The organism is Roseovarius sp. Pro17 (genome assembly GCF_035599575.1).
Taxonomy (GTDB): Bacteria; Pseudomonadota; Alphaproteobacteria; order Rhodobacterales; family Rhodobacteraceae; genus Roseovarius.
In genome coordinates this window covers 2,351,206-2,370,122 of record NZ_CP141179.1, presented here as the reverse complement: position 1 = coordinate 2,370,122, position 18,917 = coordinate 2,351,206, and the positions used below count along the sequence as shown (strand labels likewise).

The window sequence follows — 18,917 nt, the reverse complement described above, 5'->3', positions numbered from 1 at the left end:
TGGCGAAATTTGGATATTTATTCCAAGAAAAAGCACTGGTAGCGTAAGGTAGAGTGTGGGCGCATAGGGCCTGCTATTCCTGCCGGGGGACTGCCATGATCGTGACGACGTCTTATTGTGCGCTGATGGCGCGTTATAACCTGTGGCAGAACGGATCGCTTCTGAGTGCTGCCGCAACGCTGGACGGGGCCGCGCGACGGCTGGACCGGGGCGCATTCTTTGGCTCTATCGCGCGCACGTTCAATCATCTGCTGTGGGGCGACATGATGTGGATGTCGCGTTTTGACGGCGGCGCTGTGCCTGTGGGCGGGATCGACACCAGTGGCGATTTGCTGCCTGAATGGGCCAGCTACCTCACGGCGCGGGCGCAGACCGACCGGCGCATATTGGGCTGGGCCGACCGGCTGGAGCCCGAAGAGTTGTCGGGCGATCTGTCCTGGTATTCCGGTGCATCGGGGCGAAACATGACGCAGCCCATGGGAATGTGTGTTCTGCAACTCTTCAATCATCAGACACACCATCGCGGGCAGATTCATGCGATGCTAACCGCCGCAGGCGCGCGGCCGGGGCCGACTGACGTGGTCTTCATGCCGGACGATATCGGTCTTTGATCTTGGGGACCGCCAGACGTGTGTGGTCATGGGAAATCGTGGGACACTTTCGTCGCCGTTCAGCGCAATCAAGGGTCGCGGGGTCGATTATGCCGACTCGAACCCCCGAATCTGGTCCGAATCCTAGGTAAATTCCGAAAATTTCAGATCGAATTGCCCGTCTGAAGGTTGGGTGACTGAATGAGTCACGCCGTGAGGCTGAGTATTTTGGGATTTTAGGGGAAATAATTGGGTCACTATTAGTTCCACAAGATGTGGTGTGTTTCGCTCAATGCATTGCTAGGTTGTGCGATTTATCACAATCCTGTGTCACATGATCTTGTTTTGTACTCCTGTGGATAACTACATGCAGTGGTTTTTGAGTGCATTTTTTTGTTGCGTCCCATGATTTCCCATGGCATCCCTATAAGCGTGATGAGGACGGAACGAAGACAAGGGACGCTAAACGATCCCGCTTAATAATAACCAAAGTCAGGTTTCATACAGGCACCCGCCTTCATCCAAAACGACGAGATCCGGCGCGCAGCGAGCAGACATCCCCCCAGGTGGCGCGCGTAGCTGGACAGCCCCGCAGATGCGGGACGAGGGCGACGGATTGAGCAGTGGCAGCCGCTCAATCCGTCGTTTTCATTTCTAGGTCAAGTTTTAACGGACTTGACGAAAAACCGAGGCAGGGCAAGGGGCCGCAGACGTGGCACGCAGGTTCAGAGGTGAAAGCCACCACAAGGTGGATACGAAGGGTAGGGTTTCGATCCCCGCCCTTTTTCGCCGTGTGATCGAGGCGTCTGATCCCAACTGGACTGATGGCCTCGCGCCCGAGTTGGTCATCGTCTATGGCGATCATCGTCGCAATTATCTGGAATGCTACACGGTCGAGGCCATCGGAGAGGTGGACGACAAGATCGATGCACTGCCGCGCGGCTCGAAAGATCGCAAGATCCTTCAGCGCCTGTTTCATGGCCAATCCTTTCCGACGACGGTGGACGAGACCGGGCGCCTTGTGCTGCCCGCCAAGTTGCGCGCCAAGATCGGGCTGGAGAATGAGGCGTTTTTCATCGCCGCCGGCGATACGTTTCAGATCTGGAAGCCCGAGACATACGAGACCTATGAGGCCGCCGAGACCGAAGAATGGCTGGACGAGCAGCCGGATGATTTCGATCCGCTCATCCTGCTGGATGGCGCCAAGGGGGAATAGGCGATGTCCGCTGCTACCCCTGACACACCCCCTCACATACCCGTCCTGATCGCGCCGCTGATCGCGGCCGCAGCGCCTATTTCCGGCACATGGCTGGACGGTACGCTGGGCGCAGGTGGATACGCGCGCGCGCTGCTGGAGGCGGGCGCGCAGAAGGTGATCGGCGTTGATCGTGACCCGGCGGCGCTGGAAATGGCCGCTGGTTGGGCCGCGCCTTATGGCGATCGGGTCGAACTGGTCGAGGGCGTTTTTTCACATCTGGACAATTATGCGCAGGATTTGGACGGCATCGTGCTGGACCTTGGCGTGAGCTCGATGCAGTTGGATCAGGCGCAGCGCGGCTTTTCCTTTATGCGCGATGGGCCATTGGATATGCGGATGAGCCAGGATGGCCCTTCGGCTGCCGATCTGGTCAATGCTGCCGACGAGGGCGAGTTGGCCGATATTCTATACCTTTACGGCGAAGAGCGGGCGAGCCGCCGGATCGCCAAGGCAATCGTGAAAAAACGCGCCGAGGTGCCTATCGTCAGCACCCTGCAACTGGCCGAGATCGTCGAGAAATGCCTGCCACGGAGTAAGCCGGGGCAGGCGCATCCCGCCACCCGCAGTTTTCAGGCGATCCGCATTGCCGTGAACGACGAATACGGTGAGCTGATCGGCGGGCTTGAGGCGGCTGAGCGCGCCTTGAAACCCGGCGGTGCGCTGGCCGTCGTCACCTTTCATTCAATCGAGGACCGCATGGTCAAACGCTTCTTGCAGGATCGCTCGGACGGCGGCGGCGGCGGCAGCCGTCATGCGCCGGTGCAAGCCGAGCAGGCGCGCCAGTTCACACTGGCTAGTCGCAAGGCGATCACGGCCGATGACGCAGAACTGGCGGCAAACCCGCGCAGCCGCAGCGCAAAATTGCGCGTGGCGATACGCACCGATGCCGCGCCGGGTGTGACGGACCGCAAGGCAATGGGAATGCCGCTGCTCAAAGGGGGTAAGTGATGCGAAGCTTTTTCTACGTTATCAGTGCATTGGCGGTGATCGGATTGGCCTATTGGGCGTATTACGAAAACTACCGCACGCAGGCTTCCATCAGCCATGCTGAGCGGTTGGAGGGGCAAATCGCGACCGCCCGTCAGCGTCTGCGCGTGCTCAATGCCGAATGGGCCTATCTCAACCGGCCCGCGCGCCTGCGCGAGTTGGCGGATATCAACTTTGACCGCCTGCAGCTGATGCCGCTGGAGGCGCAGCAATTCGGGCGCATTGATCAAGTGGATTACCCGCCCGAGGTGGATTTGCGTTTCGATTTTTCGGGCTCGGTCGCCGTGACAAATCAATCGGAAGAGGAGACGGGCCAATGATCCGCACACCGCTACGCCCGCTGGCACGAATCCTCCCCGCCCGCGCCAAGGGCGAAAACCCTGATGCTATCGAGCGCGAGAATATCCGCCTGCGCCACGAGGCGATGCGCGACAAGGCACGCCGCCGCGCCGAGGGGCGGCTGCTGGTGTTGGGTGCGACGTTTTTCTGCGCGTTCGGCGTGATCGGATTGCGCATGGGTATCCTGGCCCAGACCGAACCGGCCGAGCCGCGTACCAGCGCGGCGGGTGCGCAGATCCTCGCGCAGCGGGCCGATATCGTCGACAGGAACGGGCGCATATTGGCGACGAATTTCGACACGCACAGCCTGTATGCGCAGCCCCAGCAGATGATTGAACCGGAAAAGACGGCCAAGGGGTTGGTGGCGATTTTTGCTGATCTGAAAGAGGATCGCCTGCTGAAGGATTTCACCGGCAAGCGCAAGTTTGTGTGGGTAAAAAAGAAAATCAGCCCTGAACAGATGCAGGCCGTGCATGATCTGGGTGAGCCGGGCTTGCTCTTTGGCCCGCGCGAGATGCGCCTTTATCCCAACGGCAGGTTGGCCGCGCATGTGCTGGGCGGAGCAGGCTTTGGGCGCGAGGGCGTTCATGCGGCCGAGGTAATTGGCGTTGCGGGAATTGAGAAATTCCATGACGCGCGCCTGCGCGATCCGGCGCAGAATCACCAGCCGCTGACGCTGTCGCTGGACCTCTCGGTGCAGGCCGCGGTCGAGCGGGTGTTGCAGGGCGGCATGAGCATAATGAACGCCAAGGGCGCCGCCGCCGTGCTGATGGATGTGCAGACCGGCGAGGTGATCTCGATCGCCTCATTGCCAGATTTTGACCCCAATGACCGTCCCCGGCCACTGGTGCAGGGCAATGCCGCCGACAGCCCGCTGTTCAACCGCGCTGTTCAAGGGGTTTATGAGCTGGGCTCGACCTTCAAGATTTTCGCGGTCGCACAGGGGTTGCAGTTGGGTCTGGTCAATCCCGGCACGATCATCGACACGGCCGGGCCGATGCGCGTCGGCGGGCACCGCATTGGTGAGTTTAACAACAAAAATTACGGCAAGATCAGCGTTTCGGACGTCATTGTGCACAGCTCTAACCGGGGCACGGGACGCATCGCGCTTCAGATCGGACCGGCGCGGCAGCAAGATTTTCTGAAATCGCTCGGTTTTTTCAAGCCGGTCGAATTCGAGATGGTTGAGGCGGGCGGTGGTAAGCCCCTTTTGCCCAAACGGTGGACGGACCTCTCGACCGTCACGATCTCTTATGGTCATGGCCTCTCGTCCAGCCCGCTGCATCTGGCCGCAGGCTATGCCGCCATCGCCAATGGCGGGCGGTACGTGCGCCCGACGTTGCTTAAACAAGCTGGCCCGCAGCAGGGCGAGCGCATCATGTCTGCCGCCGTCGCGCGCGAATTGCGCAAGATGCTGCGCGCGGTCGTGACCGATGGCACGGCCAGCATGGGCGACGTGCCCGGCTATGCCGTGGGCGGCAAGACCGGGACGGCGGACAAGCCCAAGGAAAAGGGCGGCGGTTACTATAAAGACAAGGTGATCGCCACTTTTGCGTCAATGTTCCCGGCGGATGATCCGAAATACGTGCTGATCGTCGCGCTGGACGAGCCGGTCGAGACGTCCGGCGATAAGCCGCGCCGCACGGCGGGTTGGACGGCTGTCCCCATCGCGTCGGAAATCGTCGCGCGCGTCGCGCCACTGCTGGGCCTCAGGCCTGCGATTGAACAGACGCCATTGGCTGATATAACGCAGGTATCAATGCAAAACGGCGACTGAGCGGGGCGGACATGAGTGCGGGGCAGGCAAAGACATTGGCAGAGCTGGGCCTGGCGGCCAAGGGCGGCGCACAGGCACGCGTGACGGGGCTGGCTATCGACAGTCGGCAGGTCAAGGATGGCACCCTGTTCGCCGCGCTACCCGGCAGCCGCGTGCATGGGGGCGAGTTCATCCAATATGCGCTGCGCATGGGCGCGGCGGCGATCCTGACGGATGCCGAGGGCGCGCGAGTCGCGGCGGATGTGCTGGCCGCCTCGGACGCGGCGCTGGTCGTGACCGAGGACGCGCGCGCCGCGCTGTCTTGTGCCGCAGCCCTCTGGTTTGGCGCACAACCCGAAGTGATGGTGGCTGTCACCGGGACCAACGGCAAGACGTCGGTCGCCAGCTTTGCCCGCCAGATATGGCAGGCGATGGGGCTGGAGGCGATCAATGTCGGCACCACCGGTGTCGAGGGCAGTTATGCCGCGCCTCTGGCCCACACCACGCCCGATGCCATCACATTGCACCGCGTTCTGGCCGAGGCGGCAGAGGCGGGCGTAACCCACGCGGCGATGGAGGCGTCCAGCCACGGGCTGGATCAGCGCCGTCTTGATGGTGTGCAGTTGGTTGCGGCGGCGTTTACCAATTTCACGCAGGATCATCTGGACTACCACCAGACATTCGAGGCGTATTTCAACGCCAAGGCGGGGCTTTTCGCGCGCGTTCTGCCAGAGGGCGGCGTGGCCGTCGTCAACATGGACGACCCACGCGGCGCTGATATCGCCGATCTGGCTGAGGCGCGCGGGCAGGATGTGCTGCGGGTGGGTCGCCATGGCGACGCACAACTGCGCCTCTTGGGTCAGCGGTTCAATCCCACGGGGCAAAGCCTGCGATTTTCCTGGCTGGACGACGTGCATCAGATCGACTTGCCGCTGATCGGCGGCTTTCAAGGCGAAAACCTGCTGGTCGCCGCTGGCCTCGTGATTGGCGCAGGCGCCGACGCGTCGCGCGTGTTTCAGGCGCTGCCGGAAATGGAGACGGTGAGGGGCCGGATGCAACTGGCCGCGACTCGCCGCAATGGCGCGGCGGTATTCGTCGATTTCGCGCATACGCCCGATGCCGTCTCGACCGCGATCAAGGCACTGCGCCCGCATGTTATGGGCCGCCTCGTCGCCATTATCGGGGCCGGGGGCGACCGCGATCCGGGCAAGCGTCCGCTGATGGGGCAGGCAGCCGCCGCGGATGCCGACCTCGTTATCGTTACCGACGACAACCCGCGCAGCGAAAATCCCGCCTCCATCCGCGCCGCCGTGATGGAGGGGTGTCCGGATGCCTCGAATGTCGGCGACCGCGCCGAGGCGATCCTGCGAGGTGTCGACGCACTTGGGCCGGGCGACGCGCTGTTGATCCTCGGTAAGGGGCATGAGACGGGCCAGACGGTCGGCAGTGATGTGCTGCCGTTCGATGATGTCGAGCAGGCCAGCGTTGCGGTCATGGCACTGGACGCCGCAGAGACGGGGGAGGGCGCATGAGCCTTTGGAGCGCCGCCGATGCCGCCGCCGCGACCGGCGGACAGGCGCAGGGCGATTGGCAGGCGAATGGCGTTTCCATCGACACGCGCACCATACGGTCCGGCGATCTGTTCGTCGCGCTCAAGGCCGAGCGTGATGGGCATGATTTTGTCGCCCAAGCGCTGGACAACGGCGCGGCAGCGGCAGTGGTCAGCCACGTTCCCGAGGGCGTCGCACCGGATGCGCCGCTGCTGATCGTGCCCGATGTGCTGGAGGCGCTGGAGGCGCTGGGCCGCGCTGGTCGGGCGCGAACAGGGGCCAAAGTCATCGCCGTCACCGGATCGGTCGGCAAGACCTCGACCAAGGAAATGTTGCGCGATGTCCTCTCGGGGCAGGGTCGCACCCATGCCGCCGAGGCCAGCTACAACAATCATTGGGGCGTGCCGCTGACATTGGCACGGATGCCTCAGGGCACCGAATTCGCCGTGATCGAGATCGGCATGAACCACCCCGGTGAGATTGCTCCACTGGCCCGCCTTGCCCGCCCGCATGTGGCAATGATCACCACCATCGCGGCTGCGCATCTGGAGGCGTTCGAGAATATCGAGGGGATCGCGCACGAAAAGGCCGCGATCTTTGAGGGGCTTGAGCCGGATGGCACCGCCGTGATCAACGCCGATCTGGCGACGACGCCGATTCTGTTGGAGGCGGCGCGCGCAGCAAATGCGCAGATCGCCACCTTTGGCGAGAACAGTGATATGTATCGCCTGCGCAGCGTGCAACTGGGCGACGACCGCACCATGGTGTGCGCGGATCTGCCCGACGGCCCTGTCATATTCAAGATTCTCTCAGCCGGGCGCCATTTTGCTATGAACGGCCTTGGTGTGCTGGCCGCAGTCGAGGCGCTGGGTGGCGATACCGGCCTTGCCGCGCCGGATCTGGCGCGGTGGCGCCCGCCTGCCGGGCGCGGCACGCGAGAGGTGCTGGAGCTGGATTCGGGTGACGAAGACTGGACGCTGGATCTGATCGACGACGCCTTTAACGCCAATCCGACCTCAATGGCCGCCGCAATCGAAGTGCTGGCCGCCAGCAACCCGCGCGACAATATCGGACGCATTGCCAAGGGGCGGCGCATCGCGATCCTCGGCGACATGCTGGAACTGGGCGAGGGTGAGGCGGACATGCACCGCGCGCTGGCCGACCTTCCGCATATGGCGCAGTTGACCACCGTCCACTGTGTCGGCCCCAGAATGCGCGCCCTCTGGGAGGCGCTGCCACGCGCTCAGCGCGGGATCTGGAGCGAAGACGCAGCATCGCTGGCGCTTAAGGTTCATGGCGTGATAGATGCGGGCGATGTGCTGCTGATCAAGGGATCAAAGGGCAGCAAGGTGAGCGCGATCGTCGACGCTCTGCGCAAACCGGGGCGCGACAGCCGCCTCCAGACAAGGGATGATTGAATGTTATACTGGCTCACCGCTTTGTCCGATGGCGGCGATTTCTTTAACCTGTTCCGGTATATCACGTTCCGCACCGGGGGTGCGTTCCTGACGGCACTGACTTTTGGCTTTATCTTTGGCTTGCCCCTGATCAACGTGCTGCGCAAGCGGCAGGGCAAGGGGCAACCGATCCGTACCGACGGCCCCGAGGGGCATTTCATCAAGGCGGGCACGCCCACGATGGGCGGTCTGCTGATCGTCGGTGCGCTGCTTACATCCACCTTGCTCTGGGCGCGGCTGGACAATCCATTCATCTGGATCGTGCTCTTTGTCACCATGGCGTTCGGCACCATCGGGTTCGCGGACGACTACGCCAAGGTATCCAAGCAGCACCATGACGGGGTGCCGGGCAAGGTGCGGCTGGCCCTCGGGTTTGTGATTGCAGGGATCGCGGCCTATTGGGCGGCGGCCTACCATCCGGAGGCCTTGCAATACCAACTGGCGCTGCCAGTGTTCAAGAATACGCTGATCAACCTCGGATTTTTCTTTGTCCCCTTCGCGATGATCGTGATCGTTGGTGCGGCTAACGCGGTGAACCTGACCGATGGCCTCGACGGCCTCGCGATCATGCCTGTGATGATCGCCGCGTCCGCGTTAGGCGTGATCGCCTATGTGGTCGGGCGCACCGATTTCACCGAGTATCTGGACGTGCATTACGTCGAAGGCACCGGCGAGATCATGATCTTTGTCGCCGGCCTCGTGGGCGGTGGCCTCGGGTTCCTTTGGTATAACGCCCCGCCTGCCGCCGTGTTCATGGGCGACACCGGCTCACTGGCCCTTGGCGGTGCACTGGGCGCGATTGCCGTGGCCACCAAGCACGAGATTGTGCTGGCCATTGTCGGCGGTTTGTTCGTGGTCGAGGCGCTCAGCGTCATCATTCAGGTGCTCTATTTCAAACGCACCGGCAAGCGCGTGTTCCTGATGGCCCCGATCCACCACCATTACGAAAAAAGGGGCTGGTCCGAACCGCAGATCGTCATCCGTTTCTGGATCATCGCGCTGATTCTGGCGATGATCGGGCTGGCGACGTTGAAGGTGCGGTGATGGACCGGACCGAGCGTTTTCGCCGCCTGACGTCTGGTTTGCTGTCGTATGTTGCGATGTATGCACTTGCCGCTGCTGCCGGCATCTTGTCGCAGAATGTCGACGGGATAGGGCTGCGTATCGGTGCAATGTTCGGTGTGGCCGGATTCGCGCTGATGGCGTTGACACTTGCCGGATTGACCATGCGCGAGGGTGCGTTGATCGCAGGTGATTTTGTCGCGTCCGGGATTGGACTGTGGATGCTTCGCATCTTGGTGCTGGCAGTATTGGCCGGTATGATTCTGTCAATTCATATGACTATGATGTCGGCCATTCGCGCCTACTTCTGGACGCCCCCTCTATGATACCGGTTCAGGGATACGACGGTTTGCGGGTCGCGGTCCTCGGTCTTGGCCGGTCGGGCCTTTCGGCGGCCCGTAGCCTTGAGGCGGGCGGCGCGATTCCGATATGCTGGGACGATAACGAGGCCGCGCGCGCCAAGGCGGAAGAGTATGGCTTCGAGGTGCTGGACCTGTCCAAGGACGGCGCATTCCACGGCATCGCCAGCCTGATCGTCAGCCCCGGTATCCCGCACCTCTACCCTGCACCGAACCGCGTCGTCGCCGCTGCGCAGGTGGCGGGCGTGCCAGTGGACAACGATATCGGCCTCTTCTTCCGCTCGTTCGCGTCGGGCGACTGGAACGATTTTGAGCAGCCACCGCGCGTGATCTGCGTCACCGGATCGAATGGGAAATCGACGACCTGCGCGCTGATTCATCACATCCTGACCGAGGCGGGCCGCAATGCGCAACTGGCAGGCAATATCGGGCGCGGTGTGCTGGACATTGACCCGCCTAAGGATGGCGGCGCCGTCGTGCTGGAGCTATCCAGCTATCAGACCGAACTGGCCCGCGCCTTGACGCCCGACATCGCGGTTTTCACGAATTTCAGCCCCGACCACCTCGACCGCCACGCCGGCCTTGGCGGTTATTTCGCGGCCAAGCGCCGCCTTTTCGCCGAGGGTGGCCCTGACCGCGCCATTATTGGTGTGGACGAGGCCGAGGGGCGGTTTCTGGCTGGGCAACTCAGCGAGGGAGCGGGGGATGATCGCGTCATCCGCATCTCTGTCACTGAAAAGCTGACTGGCCCCGGCTGGCAGGTCTTTTCGCGCAAGGGGTTCCTTAGCGAATATCGCAAGGGGCGTCAGGCGGGCAGCATTGATTTGCGCCCTATCAAGGGCCTGCCTGGTGCGCATAATCACCAGAATGCCTGCGCCGCTTATGCGGCCTGCCGGTCCATGGGCCTCGCGCCCCGCGTCATCGAGGACGCGATGCACAGCTATCCGGGCCTGCCCCACCGCAGCCAGATCGTTGCCGAGGCGAATGGCGTCACCTACGTCAATGACAGCAAGGCCACGAACGTCGACAGCGCGCTCAAAGCATTGCAGGCGTTTACGAATATCCGTTGGATCTGTGGCGGGCTGGAAAAGGAAGGCGGACTGGACGTGCTTGCCCCTGCATTGGACAATGTCGCGCGCGCCTATGTCATTGGCCGCGAGGCTGCGCAATTCGCGCTGCATCTGGGCATTGATGCGGAAATCTGCACCACAATGGCCGAGGCTGTACGCCGGGCGCACGGCGACGCACAGCCGGGCGATACGGTTCTGTTGGCACCCGCCGCAGCCAGTTTCGATCAGTACGACAGCTTTGAGACGCGCGGAGACGATTTCGCCGCCTGCGTCACTGCCGCACTCGCCTCTGGTCAATAGCGCCGCTGCGCGCTATCTGGGGCGGCAAATGACGCTGCCAAAAACGCGAGGGGTCCAATGCCCGAAAGCAAAGCCTACAGCACGCCCGGCCCGGTTGAATCGGGTCTTGGCGCGGCCATGTCGCCCACCTCCGAAATCATCGAAGAGGCGCGCGCAGGCCGATTGTTCATCCTTGTCGACCACGAGGACCGCGAGAACGAAGGCGATCTGGTGGTCGCCGCCGAATTTGCCACGCCCGAAGCGATAAATTTCATGGCGACGCACGGGCGCGGATTGATCTGTCTGCCGATGACGGCCGAACGGGTGGACCGCCTGGGCCTGCCGATGATGGCGGTCAATAACTCGTCCCGGCACGAAACGCCGTTCACCGTCTCGATCGAGGCGCGCGAGGGCGTGTCCACCGGCATTTCCGCCCCCGACCGCGCACATACCGTCGCCACCGCCATCAATGAGCAAAACACGATGGCGGCGCTGGCGACACCCGGCCACATCTTTCCGCTGCGCGCGCGTACTGGCGGCGTGCTGGTGCGCGCGGGCCATACTGAGGCGGCGGTGGACATCGCACGCCTTGCCGGGCTGAACCCCGCTGGCGTCATCTGCGAGATCATGAAGGCCGACGGCACCATGGCGCGACTGCCCGATCTGATCGAATTTGCCCGCGAACATGGGCTGAAAATCGGTACGATCAGCGATCTGATCGCCTACCGGCATAAGCATGACAACCTCGTGCGCGAAGTGCGCCGCGAAACTGTCGAGGCGCATGTCGGCGGCACTTGGGAGATGCGCATTTTCGCCGATGAGATCACCGGGACCGAGCATGTCGTGCTGGTCAAGGGCGACCTGGACGACGGCGCGCCCATCTTGGCCCGCACCCACGCGTTGAACGCGCTGGAGGACGTGCTGGGCATCGGCGGCGCCCCTGCGGGCAAACTACGCAGCGCCATGCAGATCATCGCCGAGGCAGGGCGCGGCGCGATTTTCCTGTTCCGCCAGCCGCGTCCTGAATTGGCCCAGGAACTGGACGAGGATGGTCCTCGCACGATCAAGAACACCGGCCTTGGCGCGCAGATCATGTCGACCATGGGCATCCATCAGCTTATCCTGCTGACCGATAATCCCGACACGCGGTATCTGGGGCTTGATGCCTATGGCATCAGCATTATCGGCACCCGCCCCCTGAAGATCGGATAGATTCATGGCAGACAGCGAATACACTATGCCGCGCGCGGAATTGGACAAGCCCGCGAAACTGCTGATCGCAGTCGCGCCGTTCCATCGCGAGATCGCCGACAACCTGATTGCAGGTGCCAAAGCCGAAATCGAAGCGACAGGCGCGACCTGTGACATCATCGAAGTGCCAGGCGCGCTGGAACTGGCCACCGCCATCGGCATCGCCGAGCGGCTGAGCAATTTTGACGGCTATGTCGCGCTTGGCTGCGTCATTCGCGGCGAGACGACGCATTACGAAACGGTCTGCAACGATTCCAGCCGTGCCATCACACTGCTGGGCCTTCGGGGCATTTGCATCGGTAATGGCATCCTGACGGTCGAGAACCGCGAGCAGGCCGAGGTGCGCGCCGACCTTAAGCGCATGAACAAAGGGGCAGGGGCCGCCGCTGCTGCCTTGCATCTAATTGCGCTGACCCGTAAGTGGAGCGCTTCGCGCAAGGGCGTTGGGTTTATCCCCGGCGTTGACGAGATCCAGATCGCGGGCACATCCAAGGACACTCCGACGGCATGACGACTGAACCCGCCCCCATTTCCGGCAACCAGCGCCGCAAGATGCGCTCGGCCGCGCGGCTATATGCCGTGCAGGCGCTGTTTCAGATGGAGCATTCTGATCAGAACGTGAATGCCGTCTATCTGGAGTTTCTCGATCACCGCTTTGGTGCCGAGGTTGATGACGAGACGGACATGATCGAGGGTGACGAGGATCTGTTTCGCACCGTGCTGGACCGCGCGGTCGACGACCAGCGCCGGATCGACCAGATGACTGACCGCGCGTTGGTTGCCAAATGGCCCATCGCGCGGATCGACCCGACACTGCGCGCGCTGTTTCGTGCAGCGGGCGCCGAACTGACCGGGGATGAAACGCCGCCGCGCGTTATCATCACGGAATATGTCGACGTCGCCACCAGCTTTTTCCCCGATGGCAAAGAGCCGAAATTCGTCAATGCGGTGCTCGACCACATGGCGCGCGAGGCGCGACCCGAGGCATTTTAATGCGTCACGCAAAAACGCCGCACCAGATGGCGCGGCGTTTAAGTTACGTGTGGCCTGCAATCAGGCGTCGGCCAGCATCCCTTTTTCCTGCGCCAGTTTGCGCATCCGCTCTTGCAACTTTTCGAACGCACGCACCTCAATCTGGCGAATTCGCTCGCGGCTGACGTCGTATTGTCCGCTCAGTTCCTCCAGCGTGATTGTCTTGTCGCTCAGGCGGCGCTGGGTCAGGATATCCTTTTCACGATCATTCAGAACGTCCATCGCGTCCGCCAACATCTCGCGGCGCGCGAGCAGTTCGTCGCGTTCCTCGTAATCGGTGGCCTGATCGGCATCTTCATCCTCGAGCCAATCCTGCCATTGCATGGTCCCTTCGCCTTCGGAACCGACAGTAGCATTCAGCGACGCGTCACCCCCCGACATGCGCCGGTTCATTGAGATGACCTCTTTTTCGGTCACGCCCAGTTGGGTTGCGATCTTCTTGACGTTTTCAGGGCGCAGATCGCCCTCTTCCAACGCACCAATCTTGTTTTTGGCCTTGCGCAGGTTGAAGAACAGTTTTTTCTGCCCCGATGTCGTGCCCAGTTTGACCAGTGACCAGCTGCGCAGGATATATTCCTGAATGCTGGCGCGGATCCACCACATCGCATAGGTCGCAAGGCGGAATCCCCTTTCGGGATCAAAGCGTTTGACGGCCTGCATCAGGCCAACATTCGCCTCGGAAATCACCTCGGCCTGCGGCAATCCATAGCCGCGATAGCCCATCGCGATCTTGGCCGCCAGGCGCAAGTGAGACGTGACCATGCGGTGCGCGGCCTCGGTATCTTCCTGCTCGACCCAGCGTTTGGCCAGCATGTATTCTTCTTCCGGCTCAAGCAGCGGGAATTTGCGGATTTCCTGCATATAGCGGTTCAGCCCGCCCTCCGGCGTCGGTGCCGGCAGATTTGCATAATTTGCCATGATATTGCCCCTTCGGATGCCGTAATGTTTACGGCCTTAACATCTAATTGGGCATTTGTGCGCCCGTTTTCAATGCTTCTTGCATTCTTTGATTAAACTACCATGAACCCGGTTCGTTCCTCGCGCCAGATGTGTGTCGGTGGGATCACGAAACTGTGCTAGTCTCGTCACCTGGTGAAAGGGCCGCGATGAGGCGGGCCATATCATCTGGTAGCGGTGCCTCGAACGCCAACTCATCGCCGCTGATGGGGTGAACAAAGCCGAGGCTGGCAGCGTGCAGTGCCTGCCTGCCAAAGCCTTGCGCCATGGCCGCGCCGACCGGCGGCAGCGCCTTTTGCGCCAGCTTGCGGCCCGCGCCATAGACTGGATCACCGATCAGGCCGTGACCTGCATAGGCCATATGCACCCGGATCTGATGTGTGCGCCCGGTTTCCAACCAGCACTCCAGCAGCGCGCAGGCCGCAGGGGCGCCGAACCGCTCCAGCGTGCGGGCGCGGGTGACAGCGTGGCGGCCTCCGGCCCAGCAGACAGCCTGTTTCTGACGGTCCGTGCGGTGGCGATTGAGGTGCGACGCAACGCGCAGGATATTGCCCGGCTCGAACGTGACCCCACGCAGACCGCGCAGGCGGGGATCCGACGCCTCGGGCGTGCCGTGACATAGCGCCAGATAGCGGCGCTGCGCGGTATGGTTGGCGAACTGTTCGGCCAGACCGTGATGTGCGGCGTCGGATTTGGCCACGACCAGAAGGCCGCTGGTATCCTTGTCGATGCGGTGGACGATGCCGGGACGTTTCATGCCGCCGACGCCCGACAGGTCGCCGCCGAAATGGTGCAACAGGGCGTTGACCAGCGTGCCGCCGGGCGTGCCGGGGGCGGGGTGGACGACCATGCCGGCGGGCTTGTTCACCACGATCAGGGCGTCGTCCTCATGCATGATGTCCAGTGCAATCGCCTCGGGTGCGATGTGCGTTTCCTCGGGTGCGGGAACTTTGATGCTGACCTCGTCGCCCTCGGCCACGCGCGATTTGGCGTCCGTCACCACCGCGCCATTGACCGCAACCTGACCCTCGTTGATCAGCCGGGCAAGGCGGGTGCGCGACAGGGCGGCATCCCCCGGCACATCGCGGGCCAGCGCCTTGTCAAGGCGCAGCGGCGGGTCCATACCGATCCGCACCGTAAGAGAGGTCGAGCCCATGAATGATGATCCCCAGATGCAGCCGGTCGATCCGGCGATGGTGCGATATCTGCGCGTGTTGGTCACGGCGCTGACGGCGACCATGATCATCGGGTTCATAGTGATCGTTGCGCTCTTTGTCACCCGCTTCGCGCGCGGGTCAGATGTGAGCTTGCCGGACGCGATTGCGCTGCCCGGCGACGCGACGCCGGTGGCCTTTACCCAAGGCGCGGATTGGTATGCCGTCGTCACCAAAGATGATGAAATTCTGATTTATGATCGGATCACCGGGCAACTGCGCCAAATCATCCGCGTCGATATGTCAGAGTGAGGGGTGGTACCACCTCCTGGTCTCGAACCAGGGACCTCTTGATCCACAATCAAGCGCTCTAACCAACTGAGCTAAGGCGGCACTGATCGCGATTTAGCGCCGGACGGCTTCGATTGCAACCCGAAAACGCCTGTTTACTGGCGTGCTTGCAGGCGGCGCGCATAGTGCATGCGCCTTGCCAACAGGGGCACGGCGGGCTATCCCGTCGCCTTATGCAAAAGGAGCCGGATCATGGGCATCAACAGCGAACGCGACGTCGAGGCGAATATGCAGATCGGTCCCACTGATCAAGGCATGGTGCGCATTTTCATCGAATCGCAGGGCGTCGAGATTCCGATGGATTTCTCGCCGGAAGAGGCCGAGGAAATCGCCGCCGAAATCCTTGCTGCCGCCAAGGGCGCTGCCGCCTCCTGACCCCCTCATACCTGCGGATCGCGCCAGCCGAGCAATCGTCGCGCCGCGTCGCGGGCAAATTTTCGCGTGACGGCAGAGCGCCGCGCGCCGGCAAGGCGCTGTTCCGGCGCCATGCGGATTATTTCGGCGCCATAGCTGTCGGCTAGGATCAGACCGGTCTGATCGGGCAGGATATCCGTCGGAAAATTCGCATCCACGGCCCAGAAAAACCGATCGGCCCAATCAAGATAGCCCTGCCATTTACTGTCGGCCATGAAATCGGCGCGGCTGGATTTACACTCAACCACCCACAGCTCGCCCTTTGGCCCCAAAGCCATGACGTCGACGCGACGGCCCCGTTCGGGCGCGTATTCCTCAAGCGCAGCAAAGTTCAGCTCGGCCAGGTGGCGGCAAACGCCACGGGCCAATAGCTGACCGGGCTGACGGAGAATTGGGCTGTTACCCTGCATAGGGTGCAATTATGAACAAACGCAGAACGTACGCAACCCCTTGTCGAACCCAGTGCGCGCACCTAGGTTAAGCAGTGGCGGGTTCTGCCCTTCTCGTGAACGGTTGCATTCCGGTGGCCTTAAGCAATTCCGAGGGAGCTGGCTCTGTCCGGACCCTGGTCCGGTTAACCGGCGCCCACCTGTACATACAGGTCCTCGGGAATGAGATAACCAAACGGTTGCGTGCGGGCCCGCCACTTTTCGCATTTTGAAGTTTGGAAAGACTAGCGCCTTTGGCGTATGGGGGCCTCGGCGCGGATTGGAATCATGTCGCCCTCACGCGGATCGCCGCGCCTGCCGCCTCCACCGCGTGGACCGGTATCGTCGTCGTCGTGACCGGTCCGTTTGGTGATCGCAGATTGCACCCAAGTGAACACCGCGCCAACGCCCAGCCACATCAATGCCGCAGCCAGCCAGACGCTGCCTGAAAGGGCGACAACCTGCTTCAGTTGACCGGTGTCGAGCCAGAACAGCAGCGCAACCAACGCCGCAGCGATGGCAAAGCCGGTGGCCGCGTGGCCGATATAGGTGCGGACGGTTTGCAGCATGATTTTCCCCCGAATACCTTAATACTAAAGATAGGCGAGATACGTGGCAGCGCAAGCCGACCGGCGACATTTGGCCGATGGCCCGACAACGCCCGCGCCTCGCCGCCTGCAAACCGCGCGCAACCTGCTACGCAAGGTCGTCGAATGGACCACGCGGGGTTTGCGGCGTTGATAGCGCCTCATCTCTTACGGCATGTGCAGGAGGCGCTTGGGCTCAGTCCTCCATCGCCTCCAACTCGTCAATCATGCCCGAGATCATGTTCAGGCCCTTATCCCAGAATTTTGGATCGCTTGCGTCGAGGCCGAATGGCTTCAGCAACTCGGAATGATGCTTGGACCCGCCTGCCTTCAGCATGTCGAAATACTTGTCCTGAAACCCCTCGGGATTTTCCTCATAGACCGCATAGAGCGCGTTCACGAGGCCGTCGCCGAACGCATAGGCATAGACGTAGAAGGGCGAGTGGACGAAGTGGGGCACATAGGCCCAGAACGTCTCGTAGCCGTCCACAAAGTCAAAGGCCGGGCCCAGCGATTCGCCCTGCACGGACATCCAGAGCGCGTTGATATCGTCCGGTGTCAGCTCGCCTTCGCGGCGGGCCGCGTGCAGCTTGCATTCAAAATCGTAAAAGGCGATCTGACGCACGACCGTGTTGATCATGTCCTCGACCTTGCCCGCCAGCATCACCTTGCGTTCGGCGTCGGTTTTAGCGCCTTCCAGCATGCGGCGGAACGTCAACATCTCGCCGAATACGGACGCGGTTTCGGCCAGTGTCAGCGGCGTCGATGACAACAGCTCGCCCTGATCCGCCGCCAGCACCTGATGCACACCGTGGCCCAGCTCATGTGCCAGCGTCATCACGTCGCGCGGTTTTCCGAGATAGTTCAGCATCACGTAGGGATGCACGTTCGTCACCGTGGGGTGCGCAAATGCACCGGGGGCCTTGCCCTGCTTGACGCCCGCGTCGATCCAACCCTTATCGAAAAACGGCTGTGCGATCTCGCCCATTCTGGGGTCAAACGCGGTGTAGGCGTTCATCACCGTGTCGCGCGCCTCGCCCCAATTGACGACCCGGGTTTCCTCCATCGGGAGCGGCGCGTTGCGGTCCCAGACCTGCATGCGATCCAGCCCCAGCCATTTACGCTTTAACTCGTAATAGCGGTGGCTCAGCTTGGGGTAGGCTGCGACGACGGCATCGCGCAACGCCTCGACGACCTCGGGTTCGACATCGTTACTGAGGTGCCTGCCAGTCTGGGCCGTGGGCATCCCGCGCCAGCGGTCGATGACCTCTTTTTCCTTGGCCGCAGTGTTGTGAACGCGGCTGAACGTGCGGATATTCGCGCCAAAGACACGGGCCAACTCACGGCTGGCCGCCTCGCGTTTGCTGCGGTCCTGCTCGGTCAGCAGGTTCAGCGTGCCCTCAATGCTCAGCTCTTCGCCGTCGACGTTAAAGGTAAGGCCTGCAATCGTTTCGTCAAAGAGCCGCTCCCAAGCGTCCCCGACCACACCCATGTCGTGCAGGAATTTCTCCAACTCGTCGGATAGCTGGTACGGTTTCATCGCGCGGATGCGGTCCAGCACAGGCTTGTAACGGGCCAAATCGGCGTTCTGACCCAGCAACTTGGTCAGATGGTCATCTTCAAGCCGGTTCAATTCGAGCGTGAAAAACACCAGTGGCGTCGTGAAAGTCGTGATCTTTTCCTGACAATCGGACAGGAATTTTGTCCGCGCGGGATCAGTTGTCAGCTGGTAATAGCGCAGGCCCGCGTAGGACATGATGCGCCCGGCAATGTTGCTGATGGCCTCGTTGCGGTGGATGCATTTCAGCAGGCCAGCGGCGTCCAGAGTGTCCAGTTTGCCCTCATAATCGGCGGCAAAGGCGGCACATTCGCCCTCCAGCCAATCCATATCACGGCTTAGCTCAGGCGCGTCCGTTGCAGTGTAGAGATCGCTCAGATCCCATTCCGGCAGCTTGCCCAGATCGCCCCCCTTTGCATTGGCGTTGGCGTCATGGGCGGGCTGGGGCAGGTGGATCATACGAAAGGCTCCTTAAAAT

20 protein-coding genes and 1 tRNA gene are annotated in these 18,917 nt (G+C 62.0%); 15 read left to right on the top strand and 6 right to left on the bottom strand.

The window, feature by feature from the left end:
* Positions 1-95 precede the first annotated feature (95 nt).
* The 13 genes from U3654_RS11515 (at position 96) to nusB (ending at position 12,951) form a co-directional block, all read left to right on the top strand.
* Complete coding sequence (locus tag U3654_RS11515; protein ID WP_324751688.1) at positions 96-611, top strand: DinB family protein; 516 nt, start codon at positions 96-98, stop codon at positions 609-611.
* A 691-nt stretch (positions 612-1,302) separates the two neighbouring features.
* The gene (gene mraZ, locus U3654_RS11510) at positions 1,303-1,806 is read left to right on the top strand and encodes a division/cell wall cluster transcriptional repressor MraZ (RefSeq protein ID WP_324751687.1); all 504 of its coding nucleotides are present in this window, start codon (positions 1,303-1,305) and stop codon (positions 1,804-1,806) included.
* Positions 1,807-1,809: 3 nt separating this feature from the next.
* Complete coding sequence (rsmH, locus tag U3654_RS11505; RefSeq protein WP_324751686.1) at positions 1,810-2,796, top strand: 16S rRNA (cytosine(1402)-N(4))-methyltransferase RsmH; 987 nt, start codon at positions 1,810-1,812, stop codon at positions 2,794-2,796.
* Positions 2,796-3,155, top strand: coding sequence for a cell division protein FtsL (gene ftsL, locus U3654_RS11500; RefSeq protein ID WP_324751685.1), 360 nt, complete (start codon positions 2,796-2,798; stop codon positions 3,153-3,155). The genes rsmH and ftsL overlap by 1 nt, the downstream gene beginning before the upstream one ends.
* Positions 3,152-4,951, top strand: coding sequence for a penicillin-binding protein 2 (locus U3654_RS11495; protein ID WP_324751684.1), 1,800 nt, complete (start codon positions 3,152-3,154; stop codon positions 4,949-4,951). The genes ftsL and U3654_RS11495 overlap by 4 nt, the downstream gene beginning before the upstream one ends.
* Before the next feature lie 11 nt (positions 4,952-4,962).
* On the top strand, positions 4,963-6,462 hold the full coding sequence (locus U3654_RS11490; protein ID WP_324751683.1) for a UDP-N-acetylmuramoyl-L-alanyl-D-glutamate--2,6-diaminopimelate ligase: 1,500 nt from the start codon (positions 4,963-4,965) through the stop codon (positions 6,460-6,462).
* On the top strand, positions 6,459-7,898 hold the full coding sequence (locus tag U3654_RS11485; RefSeq protein WP_324751682.1) for a UDP-N-acetylmuramoyl-tripeptide--D-alanyl-D-alanine ligase: 1,440 nt from the start codon (positions 6,459-6,461) through the stop codon (positions 7,896-7,898). Before U3654_RS11490 ends, U3654_RS11485 begins: the two co-directional genes overlap by 4 nt.
* Positions 7,899-8,981, top strand: coding sequence for a phospho-N-acetylmuramoyl-pentapeptide-transferase (gene mraY / locus U3654_RS11480; RefSeq protein ID WP_324751681.1), 1,083 nt, complete (start codon positions 7,899-7,901; stop codon positions 8,979-8,981).
* Positions 8,981-9,325: a hypothetical protein gene (locus U3654_RS11475; RefSeq protein ID WP_324751680.1), complete on the top strand. Its 345-nt coding sequence runs from the start codon at positions 8,981-8,983 to the stop codon at positions 9,323-9,325. The genes mraY and U3654_RS11475 overlap by 1 nt, the downstream gene beginning before the upstream one ends.
* On the top strand, positions 9,322-10,728 hold the full coding sequence (murD, locus tag U3654_RS11470; protein ID WP_324751679.1) for a UDP-N-acetylmuramoyl-L-alanine--D-glutamate ligase: 1,407 nt from the start codon (positions 9,322-9,324) through the stop codon (positions 10,726-10,728). Before U3654_RS11475 ends, murD begins: the two co-directional genes overlap by 4 nt.
* A gap of 57 nt (positions 10,729-10,785) precedes the next feature.
* Positions 10,786-11,919: a 3,4-dihydroxy-2-butanone-4-phosphate synthase gene (gene ribB, locus U3654_RS11465; protein WP_324751678.1), complete on the top strand. Its 1,134-nt coding sequence runs from the start codon at positions 10,786-10,788 to the stop codon at positions 11,917-11,919.
* A gap of 4 nt (positions 11,920-11,923) precedes the next feature.
* Positions 11,924-12,469: a 6,7-dimethyl-8-ribityllumazine synthase gene (locus U3654_RS11460; protein ID WP_324751677.1), complete on the top strand. Its 546-nt coding sequence runs from the start codon at positions 11,924-11,926 to the stop codon at positions 12,467-12,469.
* Entirely contained in the window at positions 12,466-12,951 is a 486-nt protein-coding gene (gene nusB, locus U3654_RS11455) for a transcription antitermination factor NusB (protein WP_324751676.1), read from the top strand. The genes U3654_RS11460 and nusB overlap by 4 nt, the downstream gene beginning before the upstream one ends.
* Positions 12,952-13,011: 60 nt before the next feature.
* On the opposite strand, the gene rpoH is transcribed toward nusB, so the two are convergent.
* Positions 13,012-13,908 (bottom strand): RNA polymerase sigma factor RpoH, encoded by an 897-nt coding sequence (gene rpoH / locus U3654_RS11450; RefSeq protein ID WP_324751675.1) that lies wholly within the window; start codon positions 13,906-13,908, stop codon positions 13,012-13,014.
* Positions 13,909-14,053: 145 nt separating this feature from the next.
* Entirely contained in the window at positions 14,054-15,103 is a 1,050-nt protein-coding gene (locus tag U3654_RS11445) for an RluA family pseudouridine synthase (RefSeq protein WP_324751674.1), read from the bottom strand.
* Here U3654_RS11445 and U3654_RS11440 point away from each other — a divergent pair.
* The gene (locus tag U3654_RS11440) at positions 15,102-15,413 is read left to right on the top strand and encodes a DUF6476 family protein (protein ID WP_324751673.1); all 312 of its coding nucleotides are present in this window, start codon (positions 15,102-15,104) and stop codon (positions 15,411-15,413) included. The two genes, U3654_RS11445 and U3654_RS11440, sit on opposite strands and share 2 nt — an antisense overlap.
* Positions 15,414-15,417: 4 nt before the next feature.
* Here the strand turns inward: U3654_RS11440 and U3654_RS11435 are convergent.
* Positions 15,418-15,494 (bottom strand) — tRNA-His (locus U3654_RS11435).
* Between the two features lie 150 nt (positions 15,495-15,644).
* Here U3654_RS11435 and U3654_RS11430 point away from each other — a divergent pair.
* Positions 15,645-15,827 carry a DUF6324 family protein gene (locus U3654_RS11430; protein ID WP_138933591.1) on the top strand — a complete coding sequence of 61 codons (183 nt, stop codon included), beginning with the start codon at positions 15,645-15,647 and terminating at the stop codon, positions 15,825-15,827.
* A 5-nt stretch (positions 15,828-15,832) separates the two neighbouring features.
* Here U3654_RS11430 and U3654_RS11425 read toward each other — a convergent pair whose 3' ends face one another.
* From U3654_RS11425 to U3654_RS11415, 3 genes are all read right to left on the bottom strand, one after another.
* A complete protein-coding gene (locus U3654_RS11425; RefSeq protein ID WP_324751672.1) occupies positions 15,833-16,276 on the bottom strand; it encodes an MmcB family DNA repair protein in 444 nt (147 codons plus the stop codon).
* A gap of 263 nt (positions 16,277-16,539) precedes the next feature.
* A complete protein-coding gene (locus U3654_RS11420) occupies positions 16,540-16,863 on the bottom strand; it encodes a hypothetical protein (RefSeq protein ID WP_324751671.1) in 324 nt (107 codons plus the stop codon).
* 214 nt (positions 16,864-17,077) lie between these two features.
* Entirely contained in the window at positions 17,078-18,898 is a 1,821-nt protein-coding gene (locus tag U3654_RS11415; RefSeq protein WP_324751670.1) for a M3 family oligoendopeptidase, read from the bottom strand.
* Positions 18,899-18,917 lie beyond the last annotated feature (19 nt).